The sequence below is a fragment of the Lentzea sp. NPDC042327 genome (genome assembly GCF_040647275.1).
Classification (GTDB): domain Bacteria; phylum Actinomycetota; class Actinomycetes; order Mycobacteriales; family Pseudonocardiaceae; genus Lentzea.
In genome coordinates this window covers 374,106-387,645 of record NZ_JBEZBX010000008.1, presented here as the reverse complement: position 1 = coordinate 387,645, position 13,540 = coordinate 374,106, and the positions used below count along the sequence as shown (strand labels likewise).

Here is a 13,540-nt window from a genome sequence, read left to right as displayed (position 1 = left end):
AAATGAACCGTCACGCGGTGCTCAGCTTCAACGAACGAACAGGGGATCTCAAACGCCGGGACGTGGGCACCTCAGCGTTGTGGGCCGCAGGCGGAGGGGGCGTTTGAGCGGCACTTCGTGTCGTGTGACGCGTTACGTGATGAGTCCGGGCAGGTCGCCCGGGACGCGCTTGCGGCGCAGCCACACCTTGCGGGAGCCGTCGCCGTAGAGCAGCGTGCGGGACAGCTCCCAGCCCGCGAACTCGGCGTGGATGGCCAGCTGCGTGGTCGCGGTGCGGCGGGAGATGCCGGGCGGCAGGCGCAGCGGCCGGTATTCCCAGTCCCCGTCGATCACCCCTTCGGTCATGGCGAGATCACCTGTATCCCTCCGTTGTCGCCGGACGTGACGGTGACGCGTCCGGTCTCCTGGTCGACGCTGACCGTGTTGGGTTGGCGCACGGTGGCGAAGCGGTGCTTCTCGGACGGCTCGCCGGCGGCGACGTCCAGGCCGACGACCTCGTTGCGGTCGGTGAGCGTGATCCACGCGATGTCGCGCTTGGCGTCGTAGGCGATGCCGTAGGGGGTGCCGGGCACGGGGTAGCGCTGGCGCATGATCAGCGGGTCGATCGAGAACGCGATGAACTCGCCGCCGCGGGTGTCGACGACGAGCAGGCGGCCGAAGCGGTCGGGCACGGCGTTGGTGGCACCGTCGCCGGCGCGCAGGCCGGGGCCGCGGGTGGGGGAGCCCTTGTCGTCGGTGGTCATCTCGAAGACGGCGCTGCGGAGCCGGTCGAGCTCGACCTTGCGGCCGTTGACCTCGAACTTCAGGGTGGTGTCGCCCTCGGTGAACGAGCCGCCGGGCGTGATGTCGCCGGGCAGGGCGGTGTTCTGGGCGGGGGAGAGGGCCGGTTTGGCGACCTCGAGCGTCTCGGCGACCTGCAGCGGGTCCTGCGACTTCTCGCTCTGTCCGCACGCCGTCAGCGTCGCGGTGGCCAAGATCAGAGCTGCGAGCCGGTGCAAGGTCGTTCCTCCGTGGATCTGCGTGGTCTTCCAGCATGCCCGCAGTGCTCGCGAAGGTCACGCGAGGGGTGGGGTGAATCTCGTTCAGGGCCTTCTGGTCTGTTATCTCAATAACTTCAGTGTTGACTAAATTCAACACCTTCACGACAGCGACTACCAGCAGAAACTCACGAACGCAGAACAGCCAGGAACTCAGGGCATCGGGCGCTCGGGGTAGGCGAGCTCGATGGCGCTGACGTCGTCGAGTGCGGCGCGGATCGCGGGCGGGAGGGTGAGCTGTTCGACGTCGAGGGACGCGAGGAGCTGGTTGGTGTCGCGGGCGCCGACGACGGGGGCGACGACGCCGGGCCGGTCGCGGACCCAGGCCAGTGCGACGCACAGGGCGGAGGTGCCGAGTCCTTCGGCGGCGGTGCTGACGGCCTGGACGATGCGGGCGGCGCGGTCGGTGCGGTGTTGTTCGACGTAGCCGGCGAAGTGGGCGGAGGCGCCGCGGGAGTCGGGTGGGGTGCCGTTGCGGTACTTGCCGGTGAGGACGCCGCGGCCGAGTGGTGCCCAGGGCAGGAGGCCGAGGCCGTGGTGGGCGGCGGCGGGGGCGACTTCGCGTTCGATGCCGCGTTCGAGCAGGGAGTATTCGTGCTGGGTGGAGATGAGGGGGAAGGTGGTGGGGGTGGTGGCTGCGGTGGCGAGTTGCCAGCCGCTGTAGTTGGAGGTGCCGGCGTAGCGGACTTTTCCTGCGGTGATGGCGGTGTCGAGTGCGGAGAGTGTTTCTTCGACGGGGACGGTGGGGTCCCAGGCGTGGAGTTGCCAGAGGTCGACGTGGTCGACGCCGATGCGGCGCAGGGAGCCGTCGAGTGCGGTGAGGAGGGCGCCGCGGCTGGCGCCGCCGCCGAAGGGGCCGTCGGTGCGGCGTGCGACGGCTTTGGTGGCGATGACGAGGTGGTCGCGGGGGACGACTTCGTCGATGAGGGTGCCGAGGATGCGTTCGGATTCGCCTTCGGTGTAGACGTCGGCGGTGTCGATGAGGGTGCCGCCGGCGTCGGCGAAGGCCATGAGCTGGGTGGCGGCCTCGTCTGCGTCGGTGTCGCGGCCCCACGTCATCGTGCCCAGTGCGAGGCGGGAGACGCGGAGGCCGCTGCGGCCGAGGTGTCGCTGTTCCACGTGCGGGATGCTAAGGGGTGATGATCGTGTCAGCCTGGCAATCGGTGTTACTGACCGGTAGGGTCTCGCTGCGTGAAGCTGGGACTGAACCTCGGGTACTGGGGCGCCGGTAATGACGCGGCGAACCTCGAGCTGGCGAAAGAGGCCGACCGGCTCGGTTTTTCGGTGGTGTGGGCGGCGGAGGCGTATGGCTCCGATGCGCCGACGGTGCTGGCGTGGGTGGCGGCGCAGACGGACCGCATCGACGTGGGCAGTGCGATCTTCCAGATTCCGGCGCGGACGCCTGCGATGGCGGCGATGACGGCGGCGACGCTGGACACGTTGTCGGGTGGCCGGTTCCGGATGGGGCTGGGGGTGTCGGGTCCGCAGGTGTCGGAGGGGTGGCACGGTGTGCGGTTCGACAAGCCGTTGGCGCGGACGCGTGAGTACGTGGAGATCGTGAAGCGTGCGTTGTCGCGGGAGAAGCTGCGGTTCGAGGGTGAGCATTACACGTTGCCGTTGCCGGATGGTCCTGGCAAGGCGTTGCAGTTGACGGTGCACCCGGTTCGGGAGCAGATCCCGGTGTACCTGGCGGCGGTGGGTCCGAAGAACCTGGAGTTGACGGGGGAGATCGCGGACGGGTGGTTGGCGATCTTCTTCTCGCCGGAGTTCTCTGCGGAGTCGCTGGCGTCGGTGCGGGCGGGCCGGGAGAGGGCCGGCAGGTCGATGGAGGGGTTCGACGTCGTTCCGACGGTGCCGTTGGTGGTGGGTGAGGACTGGAAGGCGTGTGCGGATCCGGTGCGGGCGTACACGGCGTTGTACGTGGGCGGCATGGGGTCGCGGAAGCAGAACTTCTACAACAACCTGATGGTGCGGATGGGTTTTCCGGCTGAGGCGGAGGAGATCCAGGAGAGGTACCTGTCGCGGGACTACGCGGGTGCGATGGGGGCGATCCCGTTGGAGTTCTTGGACGCGACGGCGTTGCTGGGGTCGAGGGAGCGCATAGCGGAGAAGATGCAGGCGCTTGCTGCCGCGGGGGTCACCACGCTGTCCGTTTCGCCGATGCTGCAAGATCTGGAGCAGGGGATCGCGGGTCTTCGGATCGCGGCCGAGGCTTTGGATCTGGCAGGAGTGGGTAGTTGAGCTGGTTGCAGGCTCTGGTCCTCGGACTGGTCCAAGGACTGACGGAATTCCTGCCGATTTCCAGCAGTGCGCACCTGCGCATCACGTCGACGTTGTTCTTCGGCAACGATGCGGGTGCGTCGTTCACCGCGGTGATCCAGTTGGGTACCGAGGTGGCGGTGCTGATCTACTTCGCGAAGGACATCGGGCGCTTCATCAGCGCCTGGTTCCGCGGTTTGGTCAACGCGGAGGCGCGCAAGGAGCGGGATTACCGGCTTGCTTGGTACGTGATCATCGGTTCGGTGCCGATCTCGGTGCTCGGGTACCTGTTGAAGGACGAGATCCGGACGTCGGCGCGGAACCTGTGGATCACGGCGACGATGCTGGTGGTGTTCGGTCTGCTGCTGGGTTTGGCTGATCATCTGGCGAAGCAGCAGCGGGATGAGCTGCGGATGAAGGACGCGATCGGGATGGGGTTGGCGCAGGCGCTGGCGTTGATCCCGGGGGTGTCGCGGTCGGGTGGGACGTTGACGGCGGGGTTGTTCCTGGGGCTGACGCGGGAGGCGGCGGCGCGGTACTCGTTCCTGCTGGCGATTCCGGCGGTGTTCGGTGCGGGGTTGTTCTCGATCCCGGACGTGCTGGAGCGCAGTGGTGAGGGTGTGCAGGCGTCGATCCCGCAGATGGTCGTCGCGACCGTCATCTCGTTCGTGGTCGGGTACGCGACGATCGCGTGGTTGTTGAAGTACGTGTCGAAGCATTCGTACTCGGCTTTTGTGTGGTATCGGCTGATGCTGGGCCTGGTGCTGATGGGGCTGCTGTCGATGGGGTTGATCCAGCCGATCTAAGGTGGGTGCCGTGGCCACGGTGATCCTGCTTCGACATGCTCGTTCGACCGCCAACGGTTCCGGTGTGCTCGCCGGGCGGATGTTGGGTGTGGGTTTGGACGAGCGGGGGCAGGCGCAGGCCGCGGCTCTCGTCGCCCGGTTGAGGGACGTCCCGGTGGCTGCGGTGGTGTCGTCGCCGTTGCAGCGGTGTGAGGAGACGTTGGCGCCGTTGCTGGCGGACCGGGAGCTGGAGGCGGTTGCGGAGCCGGACGTGTCCGAGGTGGATTACGGGGCGTGGACCGGCAAGGCGCTCAAGGACTTGTTGAGCGAGCCGTTGTGGACGGTGGTGCAGCAGCACCCGTCGGCGGCGGTGTTCCCGGAGGGTGAGGGGTTGGCGCACGTGCAGGCGCGTGCGGTGGCCGCGGTGCGGGCGCATGATGCGCGGATCGCCGAGGAGCACGGTCCGGGTGCGGTGTGGGTGTTGTGCTCGCACGGTGATGTGATCAAGTCGGTGTTGGCGGATGCGCTGGGTGTGCACTTGGACGGGTTCCAGCGGATTGTGGTGGATCCGTGTTCGGTGTCGGTGGTGCAGTACACGCAGACGCGGCCGTTCGTGTTGCGGGTGAACGACAACGGTGGGGATCTGGCGGGTGTGGTGCCGAAGGCGCCGCCGCAGGAGGAGCCGTCGTCGGACGCTACCGTGGGTGGCGCGACCGGAGCTTGAGGTAGCGCTGTTCCTGGGCGTTCAGCGTGAGTGTGGCGGCTTTGTCGTACTCTTCGCGGGCGTGGTGGTGGTCTCCGCGCAGGTCGAGCAGGTGTGCTTTGACGGCGTGGACGCGGTGGTGGTCGAGGTCCAGTGTGGACAGCTCGGCGAGGGCCCGGTCGGGGCCGTGGACCATGGCGAGGGCGACGATGCGGTTGAGGGCGACCATGGGGCCGGGTGCCAGTGCGGTGAGCAGGTCGTAGAGGCCGAGGATCTCGGGCCAGTCGGTGTCGTCGGCGGTGTTCGCGTCGGCGTGGACGGCGGCGATGGCGGCTTGCAGCTGGTAGGGGCCGATCTGGGTGGTGCGCAGGGCGTGCTGGATGAGCCGGGTGCCTTCGTCGATGGCGTCGGTGTCCCACAGGCCGCGGTTCTGTTCGGCCAGCGGGACGAGGTCGCCGTGTTCGGTGGTGCGGGCGGGTCTGCGGGCGTCGGTGAGCAGCATCAGCGCGAGCAGTCCGGTGAGTTCGCCGTCGTCGGGGCGGGTGTGGTGCAGCCGGCGGGTGAGGCGGAGGGCTTCGGCGGTGAGGTCGACGCGGACGAGGGTGTCGCCGGAGCTGGCGGTGGAGCCTTCGGTGAAGATCAGGTAGAGCACGTGCAGGACGGCGGTGAGGTCGGTGGGCGGCCGGAACGTGGCCCCGGCCTGTTTGATCTTCTGCTTGGCCCGGCTGATGCGCTGTGCCACGGTGGCTTCGGGTACGAGGAACGCCCTGGCGATCTCCGCTGTCGTGAGGCCGCCCACCGCGCGCAGTGTCAGGGCGATCTGCGAGGCCGTGGTGAGGCTTTCGTGGCAGCACATCGCGAGGATCGTGAGCGTGTCGTCGCGGGCCGGCGCCGGGTCCGCGGGCGGTGGGGTCAGGGCGGCGACCTTGTCCTCCCGTGCCCGGCGGGCGAGGTCTGCCCGGTACTGCTCGATCCACCGGCGGCTCGCCGCGGTGATGAGCCAGCCCTTCGGGTTGTCCGGCAGCCCGTCGGCCGGCCATTGCTGCGCGGCTTGCAGCAGGGCTTCCTGCACGGCGTCCTCGCACACGTCGAACTGGCCGTGGCGGCGTACGAGCACGCCGAGGACCTGCGGCGCGAGCTCACGCAGCAGGCCCTCGACCGGGGGTGTGGTCACAGGTCGTCCAGCGTGGACCTGTCCCACACCGGGCGGACCTCGATGCCGTCGTTGTGGGCGTCGGGCAACGTGGCGGCGTGGGCGATGACCTGGTCGATCGTGTCGGCTTCGACCAGGTAGAACCCGGCGAGGTACTCCTTGGCCTCGGCGAAGGGCCCGTCGGTGACGACGACCTCGCCGCCGCGGATGCTGACGCCCTTGCCGGTCTCGGGTCCGGGCAGGCCTTCGCTGACGACCAGCTCACCGGAGGCGCGCAGCGTGTCGGTGAGGTCGTAGTGGGCCTGGCCGAACTGCCTCTGCTGCTCGTCTGTCAGCTTCTCCCAGGCCGCCCGCGACTTCGGGTTGCTGTAGATCAGGATCAGGTACTTCACTTGCGGCCTCCGCTCGGCTGGCTGGCGAGAGATCTTCTCACCGCCATGTCGAATCCGCGGGGCGTGTCTCGACACCGGTGTGTCAGTCGAGAGGGAGGTGTGGGAGATGACCACGACGTCGGTGCGGGAGGAGACCGCGGTTCGCGCGGTGTTCACCGAGCACGAGCAGGGCATGAGGTTGCGGTCCCCGGAACGGATCGTCGCCCGGTACGCGCGGGACGCGGTGACGTGCACGCTGGCGCCGCCGTTGCGCAACACGGGTCTGGACGCGCGTGACCCGGAGGCGCTGGCGGGGTGGATGGCCGGGTTCAGCGGGCCGATCACGCTGGAGCACCGGGATCTGCGGGTCGCGGTGTCGGGTGATGTGGCGTTCGCGCACGGTCTGGCGCGGCTGGCGGCGGTCCCGGTCGGCTACCCGGAGGGGTTCTCGATGTGGATGCGCGTCACCGTGGGCCTGCGCCGGCGGGAGGGGCGGTGGCTGGTGGTCCACGAGCACCAGTCGGTGCCGTTCCACATGGACGGGTCGTTCCTCGCGGCGACCGATCTGGAGCCGCGGGAGACGCCCTAGTGGATGTAGGCCGGGGCCCGGACCGTGCAGGGGGAAGCGGTCCGGGCCCCGGTCTTCTTTCCGGCGGGTTCCTACTTGACGTTCACCGCGGCCCAGGCCCGGTTGACCGCCGCGTACTCCGGCGACGAGGCGCCGTACAGGTCGGCCGCGGCGGCGAGGGTGCCGGTGCGGGCGGCGGCGTACTTGGTGCTGGAGGTGAACTTGGTGGTCAGCGCCCGGTACCAGATCTTCTCGGCCTTGGCGCGGCTGATGCCGGTGACGGGCTGGTTGTCGGCGGTGGGGGAGTCGTAGGCGACACCGTTGATCGTCTTCGCGCCGCTGCCCTCGGACAGCAGGTAGAAGAAGTGGTTGGCGATGCCCGAGGAGTAGTGCACGTCGACGCTGCCCGCCGAGGACGACCAGTAGTCCAGGCTCCTGCCGTCCTTGGAGGGCTTGTCCATGTAGCGCAACGGCTTGCCGTCACCGCGGATGTTGATCTTCTCGCCGATCAGGTAGTCACCGGCGTCGGCGGCGTTGGCCGCGTGGAACTCCGTGGTGGACCCGAAGATGTCGCTGGTGGCCTCGTTGAGGCCGCCGGACTCACCGGAGTACACCAGGCCCGCGGTGGCCGAGGTGACGCCGTGCGACATCTCGTGCGCGGCCACGTCGATCGAGGTCAGCGGGTTGCGGTTCTGGGCGCCGTCGCCGTAGGTCATGCAGAAGCACGAGTCCGTCCAGAACGCGTTGCTGTAGTTGTTGCCGTAGTGGACCTTGCTCAGCGCGCCCACACCGTTGTTCTTGATGCCGCTGCGGCCGTGGACGTTCTTGTAGTAGTCCCACGTCTGGGCGGCGCCGTAGGCGGCGTCGACACCGGCGGTGGCCTTGTCGGTGTAGGTGCCGTTGCCCCACTTGTTGTCGGCGTCGGTGAACAGCGTGCCGGTGCCGGAGGTGTTGTTGAGGTTGTTCACGGACTGGTTGCCGCGCGCCGGGTCCTTGAGCTGGAACGTCGTCCCCGACTGGGTGGTGTTGAGCGCGACGGTGCCGCTGAAGGTCGACTGGCCGGTGCCCTCGACGTCGTGCACGCCGTCGTAGCTGAGCAGCGTCTGCCCGGTGCGGGCGTCGGTGAAGGTGTGCAGCTCACTCGGGGTCTGGTCGTCCTTGACCGAGTGGGTGACCTGCTCCCACGCCAGCACGGGGGCGTGGTCGAGGGCGAACACCACCAGCGTGGCGTCGGAACGTGCGGTGGTGACGGCGGTGGTGTCGAGGCCGGCGAGGGAGGCCTGCGACGCCTTGGTCACCCCGGTGACCTGTCCGGCTTTCTGGGCGACGACCAGGTCGCCGCCGATGACCTTCAGGCCGCCCAGGGTGCGGTCGTAGCGGATGTGGGCGGTGCCGTCGGCGTCGCGCACGACGTCGCGGGGCACGAGCCGTTCACCGCCGGACAGGCCGAGGGCGGAGGAGATCGTCCCCGCCTGCTCGGCTGCCGCGTGCAGTGCTTCGGACTTGGCGAGCAACGGGTTGACCGGCTGTGGTGCCGCGCCGGCTCCCGCGGTGCCGGCGGCGGCGAACGCCACCGCTGATACGAGGGCGGTGGTGATGCCCAGGCTGATGCGCTTCATGGGACTCCTGTTCACACGCAGGGGGAGCCCGTTCCGGCGTTACAGGGGTGCCGGACCGGGCACCGTGGAACAGCCCGACCTTCGTCTCGATGACCGGGCGTGGCGATCGTATTGCGCAGAGTGCAGGGAACCATCCACTCCCAGAATCCGAGATTGCTTCATGAATTGACCTGCGGTGCTGGTCACGAGATCGGGATTTGTCCGAATGCTGGACCAAAACCACAGCTCAACCAATGTGGAAACGCGACGGAAACACCCGGCGCCACTCCTGCCGACGGCGCAGCGCGCTGCGCCGGCCGGTGCAGCCCTACCGGCGGGGATCTTGTTTACAGTTAACGCGATTCACTGAGACCTGGGTCACGAATTCACAGGCCCAGACGGGTGACCGCGTTGTCCTCCAACGGGTTCGCCGTGCGGATGTAGCGGTGCACCGTGCGCGGGTTCGTCCACCGGCCCTGCCGCATGATCTCCCGGTCGCTCGCCCCGCCCAGCGCCGCCTGCGTCGCGAACCCCGCCCGCAGCGAATGCCCCCCGAACAGCTCCGGGTCCAGCCCCGCCCGCACCGCGTACCGCTTCACCAGCTCCGCCACCGCACGCCCCGACATCGCCTTCTCCCCGATGCCGCCGTGCCGGTTGACCACCGGGAACACCGGCCCCGTGCGCGTGGTGCCCCGGTAACCGTGACAGCGGTGCAGCCCCGAGTCCCGCAGCTCGCGGCCCTCCAGCACATCGGCCCAGTCCGCGAACGCGCACACCGGGCACGTCGGCCGCCTGCTGCCACGCGGCAGCACCACCGTCTGCTGGTGCTTGCCGGTCTGGTCGGTCTTCGTCGTCCCCAGCGCGATCAGCAGCAACGGCTCGTGCGTGCGCGGATCCACGTCCACCGCCACGTCCTCGAACTCGATCGCCGCCAGCTCACTGCGCCGCAACGCCCCCGCGAACCCCACCAGCAGCAGCACCGCGTCCCGCGCCCGCGCCGGACCCTGCGCCGGCCGCTCGGCCAGCAACGCCTCCAGCGTGTCCAGCAGCACCGGCCGCTTGCGCCGCGGCTGCGCCTTGCGCGAGCGGCGGATACCGCGCAACGTCAACCGCACCACGTCACTGCGCGTCGGACTGGGCAACCCGTTCGCCGCGTGCACAGCCGAGATCGCCGCCGACTTGCGCTCCAGCGTCGAGGCCCCGAACGCCGGCGACCCGTCCTCGCGCACCGCGTCCGCCGCCGCCGCCAGGTACACCGCCACGTCCAGCGGATCCGCGGGCAACGCCTGCCGGCCCTCCGCCGCGCACCACCCCGCCCACCCCACCCAGTCCGACCGGTACGCGCGCACCGTGTTCGGCGACTGGGCGTTGCGCAGATAGCTCGCCAGCGACGCCGCCTGCTCGTCGTCGAACCGCGCCCGCACCGCCGCCAGCGCCTCACCGTCCACCAGCACCGAGTGCGACACCCGCACCAGCGCGCTCTTCACCGGCTCCGGCAGGCTCACACCCGCGATGGTAGCCCTCTGATCAACTCCGCGACCTCCCGCGGCGACAGCTCCAGCGCCCCGATCCCCACCCCGACCTCGAAGCTGCACCGCCCCGGATCCGGGTTCGACCGCGTGTACAGCAACAGCTTCACCCCCGTCTCCTCCGCCAGGGCCTGCGCCGCGCGTTCGGCGTCGGCCGGGGACATCGGCAGGTGGACGTGGAACATCGGCGTCTGCGGCACCACCGGGTGGGTGCGGGCGAACCCGTCGTCGTTGATCGCCTTCGCCAGCGCCCGCGCGTGGTCGCGGAACTCCGCCATCCGCGGCAGCACCTCATCCAGCCCCAGCAACCCCAGCACCGCCAACGGCCACGCGTCCGCGATCGCCCCGCCCAGCCGCTGCCGCCACACCGCCGCGTGCGCGATCGTCACCTCGTCCCCGGCCAGCACCGCGCCCCGCGCGCCCTCCAGACCCTTGTAGAGCGACACGTACACCGTGTCGAACAGGTCCGCGACCTGCGCCAGCGACGCCTCGTAACCGGTCTGCGCCTCCCACAACCGCGCCCCGTCGCAGTGCGCCGCCGCCCCCTGCTCCCGCACCCACCGCGTCTGCTCCCGCAGGTCCTCCCACGCGGGCAGCACACCGCCCAGGTCCCGCTGCGGCAGCTCGAACACCACCGCCGCCAACGGCTCACCCACCGCCCGCAGCTGCGGCAACCCCATCAGCGCGTTGCGGTCACCGACCGGGTGGAACCGCAACCCGTGCACCGCGCTGTACCCCTGGTTCTCCCACACCTGCAGATGCGTCTGCGGATGCCCCGCGAACGCACGCCGGCCACTGGTCTCCGCGTGCACCCGCAACGCCGTCTGCTGCGCCATCGTCCCCGACGGGAAGAACAACGCCTTCGGCTTGCCCAGCAACCCCGCCACGCGCTCCTCCAGCCGCGCGACCGGCTCCTCCGGTGTGGTGTCCGGGGCGATCAGGCCGCTCTCGGACAGCCGCCGCAACACCTCGAACGGCGAACGGCGCGGACTGGCGTGCATCGACAACGACCGGCGGATCTCCACCACCCGAGCCTAGGTCTCGCCAGTGGCTTGCACAGCGCCCGCACGGCGGTGGTACGGCTGCGGAACGCGGCGCCCGGAAACGGCAGGTACTCGGAAGCAGGACGCACTCGGCAGCGGCAAGCGCACCGCGACGGCGGTCGGGGGATGGCGACGGACAAGGGGCGCGCCGCCGGACAGGCACACGGGACGGTCAGGCACACGGCGAGCGCCGAGTGTCCGGTGAACGCCAGGTGACCGGCCACGGTCGGGTGCCTGGAGGTTCCGGGCACCCGAAGCAGCCACGCGGTCGAGCGCCCGGCGGTCAGGCGGCCGGGCACACCCAGGTGGTGGTCAGGCGCGGCCGGCCAGCGCCGAGAACCGCTCGTCCAGCTCCGCCTCGTCCGCCACGAACCACAGCTGCCGGCCCTGGTTGGACTCGAAGACGAAGTCCCGCAACGCCGTGCTCTGCGCCACGTACCCGCTGATGTCCCCGACGACCGCCACCCCGAACCCGTACTGCTGGAACTTCTGCACCACCGCGCCCGCCACCCGTGTGCGCAACCGGAAGAAGTCCTCCGGCAGGCGCGCCACCGGCAGCGCGATCCACGCCACGTCCTGGCCCCACAACGTGCCGATCAGGTCCACAGCGGACTGCTCGTCACCGATCAGCGGGCCGTCCGGCGAGCACATCAGGACCGTCGCGCCGTGGCGCGTCCCCACAACATCCGACATGCGCAGCAAAGTAGCGGCCGCCCGCGGCCGCCGTCGCGCGCATTTCGCCTGCGGAGGTGAGCTGCGGAAATGGGCAGGCGCCGCACCGGTGCGGCTCTCTAGGGTCACGGCCATGCGTGATCTTGCGACGTTGCCCAAGGCCCACCTGCACGTGCACCTGGAAAGCACCGTCCGCCCCGGCACGCTCGCCGAGCTCGCCGACCGGCACGGGGTGCGGGTGCCCGCCCACACCGGGGTCTTCGACGGGTTCGGGCCGTTCGCCGCGCACAACGGCGCGGTACGGGACTGCCTGCGGGAGCCCGGCGACTTCCACCGGATCGCCTACGAGTTCTGCGCCGAGGAAGCAGCGCAGGGGACCCGCTACGCCGAGGTCACGTTCACCGCGGCAGGCCACGGGGAACGACTCGGTGATCCGGACATGCCGCTCGAGGCGGTGATCGCCGGGCTCGCCGCAGGACAGACCGCCCACGGCATCGAATGCCGTGTGATCGTGGACCACCCGAGAAGGCGGTCGGTACAGCGCTTCGAGGACTCGCTGCGGCTTGCGCGCAGGCACCCGCAGGTCGTCGCGATCGGGGTCGCCGGGGCCGAAGACCACCCGCTCACCCCGTTCACCCCCGTGTTCCGCGCCGCGCGGGAGGCCGGGATCGGGCTCGTGCACCACGCCGGGGAGACGTGCGGAGCACCGAGTGTCGCCGACGCGGTCACCGCCGGGCTGGCCGACCGGATCGGTCACGGCATCCGCGCACTTGACGACCCCGGGGTCGTCTCACTGCTGCGCGACCGCGCCGTCCCGCTCGAAGTGTGTCCCTCGTCCAACGTCGCGCTGGGACTGGTCGACTCGCTCTCCTCTCATCCGCTGCCACACCTGCTCGACGCCGGGCTGACCGTCACGCTCAACACCGACATCCCCGCCTCGACCGGCACCACCCTGACCGAGGAGTACTCACGGGTGCGCGCCGCCTTCGGCTTCACCGACACCCGCATGGCCTCCTTCGCCCTCACCGCCGTCGACGCCTCCTTCGCGCCGCCGCGGGTGAAAGCGCGGCTGCGTCACGACATCGCCGCCTGGCGCGACGGCTCGTAGCACACCAGGCCGTGCTTGGCCGCCAGCAACCCCACCAGCTCCACCACCCGCCGCCACTGCGGCCACACCACGTGCACGATCACCGCGTCCGTGCCCACCGTCAGCGCCTCGTCCCACCGGGCCGGCACCGCCGGGTCCGGTGCGGTCTGGCGCAGCTCCCGCACGAACGCCGCCACCGCCGGGTCGAACGCCCCCAGCAGCGAGGACCGCAGCTCCGCGTACCGGGCCGCCGCCTCCGCGAACGACGCCGGACCCGGCGCCCGCCACACCACCACGTCGAACGGGACGTCCATCACGCCACCTTCCCGAACACCACACCCGACAGCGCACCCAGCGCAGTCCCTCGCGAGATCCTCCGCGGACCGGGTGAGAACCACCGACCGCCGGCGCGTCCCGGCCCCCGCCGGCCGTCCGGCGACGGCCGTGAGCAGCCCGAACCCGGGCTCGGGAGCAGTGCCTGCCGCGCGGCACCCGGCCCGGCCGCGACCGGTTGCCCGTGCGATAACTGCCCCGAACCGGGCGCGACCGACAACGCCACGATCGGGTCCGCTCCCGGCTCCGCGGTCCGCGGTCCACCGAACGGCACCGGCCGCGGGCTCAGCGCGGGAGCCGACGGCGGGCGGGCGGCCTGGCCGGCGGCCAGGGCCCCGAACGGGTTCAGGTCCATGCCGAGCACGCTAGCGAGGGGGTCTGACAATTTTGCGTCACCGCAGG

Annotated in this window: 16 protein-coding genes; 5 read left to right on the top strand and 11 right to left on the bottom strand. The window is 70.3% G+C overall.

Annotated features, from left to right (window positions below):
- Positions 1–132: 132 nt before the first annotated feature.
- The 3 genes from AB0A63_RS22965 to AB0A63_RS22955 form a co-directional block, all read right to left on the bottom strand.
- Positions 133–345, bottom strand: a complete 213-nt coding sequence (locus tag AB0A63_RS22965) for a DUF5703 family protein (protein ID WP_360394754.1) — start codon at positions 343–345, stop codon at positions 133–135.
- Entirely contained in the window at positions 342–998 is a 657-nt protein-coding gene (locus AB0A63_RS22960) for a hypothetical protein (RefSeq protein WP_360394752.1), read from the bottom strand. Before AB0A63_RS22960 ends, AB0A63_RS22965 begins: the two co-directional genes overlap by 4 nt.
- A 192-nt stretch (positions 999–1,190) precedes the next feature.
- Entirely contained in the window at positions 1,191–2,156 is a 966-nt protein-coding gene (locus AB0A63_RS22955; RefSeq protein ID WP_360394749.1) for an aldo/keto reductase, read from the bottom strand.
- Between the two features lie 72 nt (positions 2,157–2,228).
- On the opposite strand from AB0A63_RS22955, the gene AB0A63_RS22950 reads away from it, so the two are divergent.
- From AB0A63_RS22950 to AB0A63_RS22940, 3 genes are read left to right on the top strand one after another with little or no spacing between them, the layout of a single operon-like run.
- The gene (locus AB0A63_RS22950) at positions 2,229–3,278 is read left to right on the top strand and encodes an LLM class F420-dependent oxidoreductase (protein ID WP_360394746.1); all 1,050 of its coding nucleotides are present in this window, start codon (positions 2,229–2,231) and stop codon (positions 3,276–3,278) included.
- Complete coding sequence (locus tag AB0A63_RS22945) at positions 3,275–4,102, top strand: undecaprenyl-diphosphate phosphatase (RefSeq protein ID WP_360394744.1); 828 nt, start codon at positions 3,275–3,277, stop codon at positions 4,100–4,102. Before AB0A63_RS22950 ends, AB0A63_RS22945 begins: the two co-directional genes overlap by 4 nt.
- A 10-nt stretch (positions 4,103–4,112) precedes the next feature.
- Positions 4,113–4,805, top strand: a complete 693-nt coding sequence (locus AB0A63_RS22940; RefSeq protein WP_360394741.1) for a histidine phosphatase family protein — start codon at positions 4,113–4,115, stop codon at positions 4,803–4,805.
- Here the strand turns inward: AB0A63_RS22940 and AB0A63_RS22935 are convergent.
- Both AB0A63_RS22935 and AB0A63_RS22930 read right to left on the bottom strand, forming a co-directional pair.
- Positions 4,777–5,958, bottom strand: coding sequence for a DUF6596 domain-containing protein (locus tag AB0A63_RS22935; RefSeq protein ID WP_360394738.1), 1,182 nt, complete (start codon positions 5,956–5,958; stop codon positions 4,777–4,779). The two genes, AB0A63_RS22940 and AB0A63_RS22935, sit on opposite strands and share 29 nt — an antisense overlap.
- Positions 5,955–6,329, bottom strand: a complete 375-nt coding sequence (locus AB0A63_RS22930) for a YciI family protein (protein WP_360394736.1) — start codon at positions 6,327–6,329, stop codon at positions 5,955–5,957. Before AB0A63_RS22930 ends, AB0A63_RS22935 begins: the two co-directional genes overlap by 4 nt.
- 106 nt (positions 6,330–6,435) lie before the next feature.
- Here AB0A63_RS22930 and AB0A63_RS22925 point away from each other — a divergent pair, with 106 nt between their 5' ends.
- The gene (locus AB0A63_RS22925) at positions 6,436–6,897 is read left to right on the top strand and encodes a nuclear transport factor 2 family protein (protein ID WP_360394733.1); all 462 of its coding nucleotides are present in this window, start codon (positions 6,436–6,438) and stop codon (positions 6,895–6,897) included.
- A gap of 71 nt (positions 6,898–6,968) precedes the next feature.
- Here the strand turns inward: AB0A63_RS22925 and AB0A63_RS22920 are convergent, their stop codons facing one another.
- The 4 genes from AB0A63_RS22920 to AB0A63_RS22905 all read right to left on the bottom strand — a co-directional run bounded on the left by AB0A63_RS22920 (position 6,969) and on the right by AB0A63_RS22905 (position 11,739).
- On the bottom strand, positions 6,969–8,495 hold the full coding sequence (locus tag AB0A63_RS22920; protein ID WP_360394731.1) for a M4 family metallopeptidase: 1,527 nt from the start codon (positions 8,493–8,495) through the stop codon (positions 6,969–6,971).
- A gap of 365 nt (positions 8,496–8,860) precedes the next feature.
- Positions 8,861–9,979: a site-specific integrase gene (locus AB0A63_RS22915; protein WP_360394729.1), complete on the bottom strand. Its 1,119-nt coding sequence runs from the start codon at positions 9,977–9,979 to the stop codon at positions 8,861–8,863.
- Positions 9,976–11,028, bottom strand: coding sequence for a beta-eliminating lyase-related protein (locus tag AB0A63_RS22910; protein WP_360394726.1), 1,053 nt, complete (start codon positions 11,026–11,028; stop codon positions 9,976–9,978). The genes AB0A63_RS22915 and AB0A63_RS22910 overlap by 4 nt, the downstream gene beginning before the upstream one ends.
- Before the next feature lie 330 nt (positions 11,029–11,358).
- Positions 11,359–11,739 carry a DUF4180 domain-containing protein gene (locus AB0A63_RS22905; protein WP_360394724.1) on the bottom strand — a complete coding sequence of 127 codons (381 nt, stop codon included), beginning with the start codon at positions 11,737–11,739 and terminating at the stop codon, positions 11,359–11,361.
- Between the two features lie 112 nt (positions 11,740–11,851).
- Between AB0A63_RS22905 and add the strand changes: the two genes are divergently transcribed.
- Positions 11,852–12,826, top strand: coding sequence for an adenosine deaminase (gene add, locus AB0A63_RS22900; RefSeq protein ID WP_360394721.1), 975 nt, complete (start codon positions 11,852–11,854; stop codon positions 12,824–12,826).
- Here add and AB0A63_RS22895 read toward each other — a convergent pair.
- Positions 12,793–13,119 carry a hypothetical protein gene (locus AB0A63_RS22895; RefSeq protein WP_360394718.1) on the bottom strand — a complete coding sequence of 109 codons (327 nt, stop codon included), beginning with the start codon at positions 13,117–13,119 and terminating at the stop codon, positions 12,793–12,795. The two genes, add and AB0A63_RS22895, sit on opposite strands and share 34 nt — an antisense overlap.
- Positions 13,119–13,493, bottom strand: a complete 375-nt coding sequence (locus AB0A63_RS22890; protein WP_360394716.1) for a hypothetical protein — start codon at positions 13,491–13,493, stop codon at positions 13,119–13,121. Before AB0A63_RS22890 ends, AB0A63_RS22895 begins: the two co-directional genes overlap by 1 nt.
- Positions 13,494–13,540: the final 47 nt, after the last annotated feature.

Coding starts and splice junctions, on each gene's coding strand:
- AB0A63_RS22905 (WP_360394724.1), bottom strand. CDS start 11,739: ATGTCGGATGTTGTGGGGACGCGCCACGGCGCGACGGTCCTGATGTGC.
- AB0A63_RS22890 (WP_360394716.1), bottom strand. CDS start 13,493: ATGGACCTGAACCCGTTCGGGGCCCTGGCCGCCGGCCAGGCCGCCCGC.
- AB0A63_RS22920 (WP_360394731.1), bottom strand. CDS start 8,495: ATGAAGCGCATCAGCCTGGGCATCACCACCGCCCTCGTATCAGCGGTG.
- add (WP_360394721.1), top strand. CDS start 11,852: ATGCGTGATCTTGCGACGTTGCCCAAGGCCCACCTGCACGTGCACCTG.
- AB0A63_RS22965 (WP_360394754.1), bottom strand. CDS start 345: ATGACCGAAGGGGTGATCGACGGGGACTGGGAATACCGGCCGCTGCGC.
- AB0A63_RS22925 (WP_360394733.1), top strand. CDS start 6,436: ATGACCACGACGTCGGTGCGGGAGGAGACCGCGGTTCGCGCGGTGTTC.
- AB0A63_RS22895 (WP_360394718.1), bottom strand. CDS start 13,119: ATGGACGTCCCGTTCGACGTGGTGGTGTGGCGGGCGCCGGGTCCGGCG.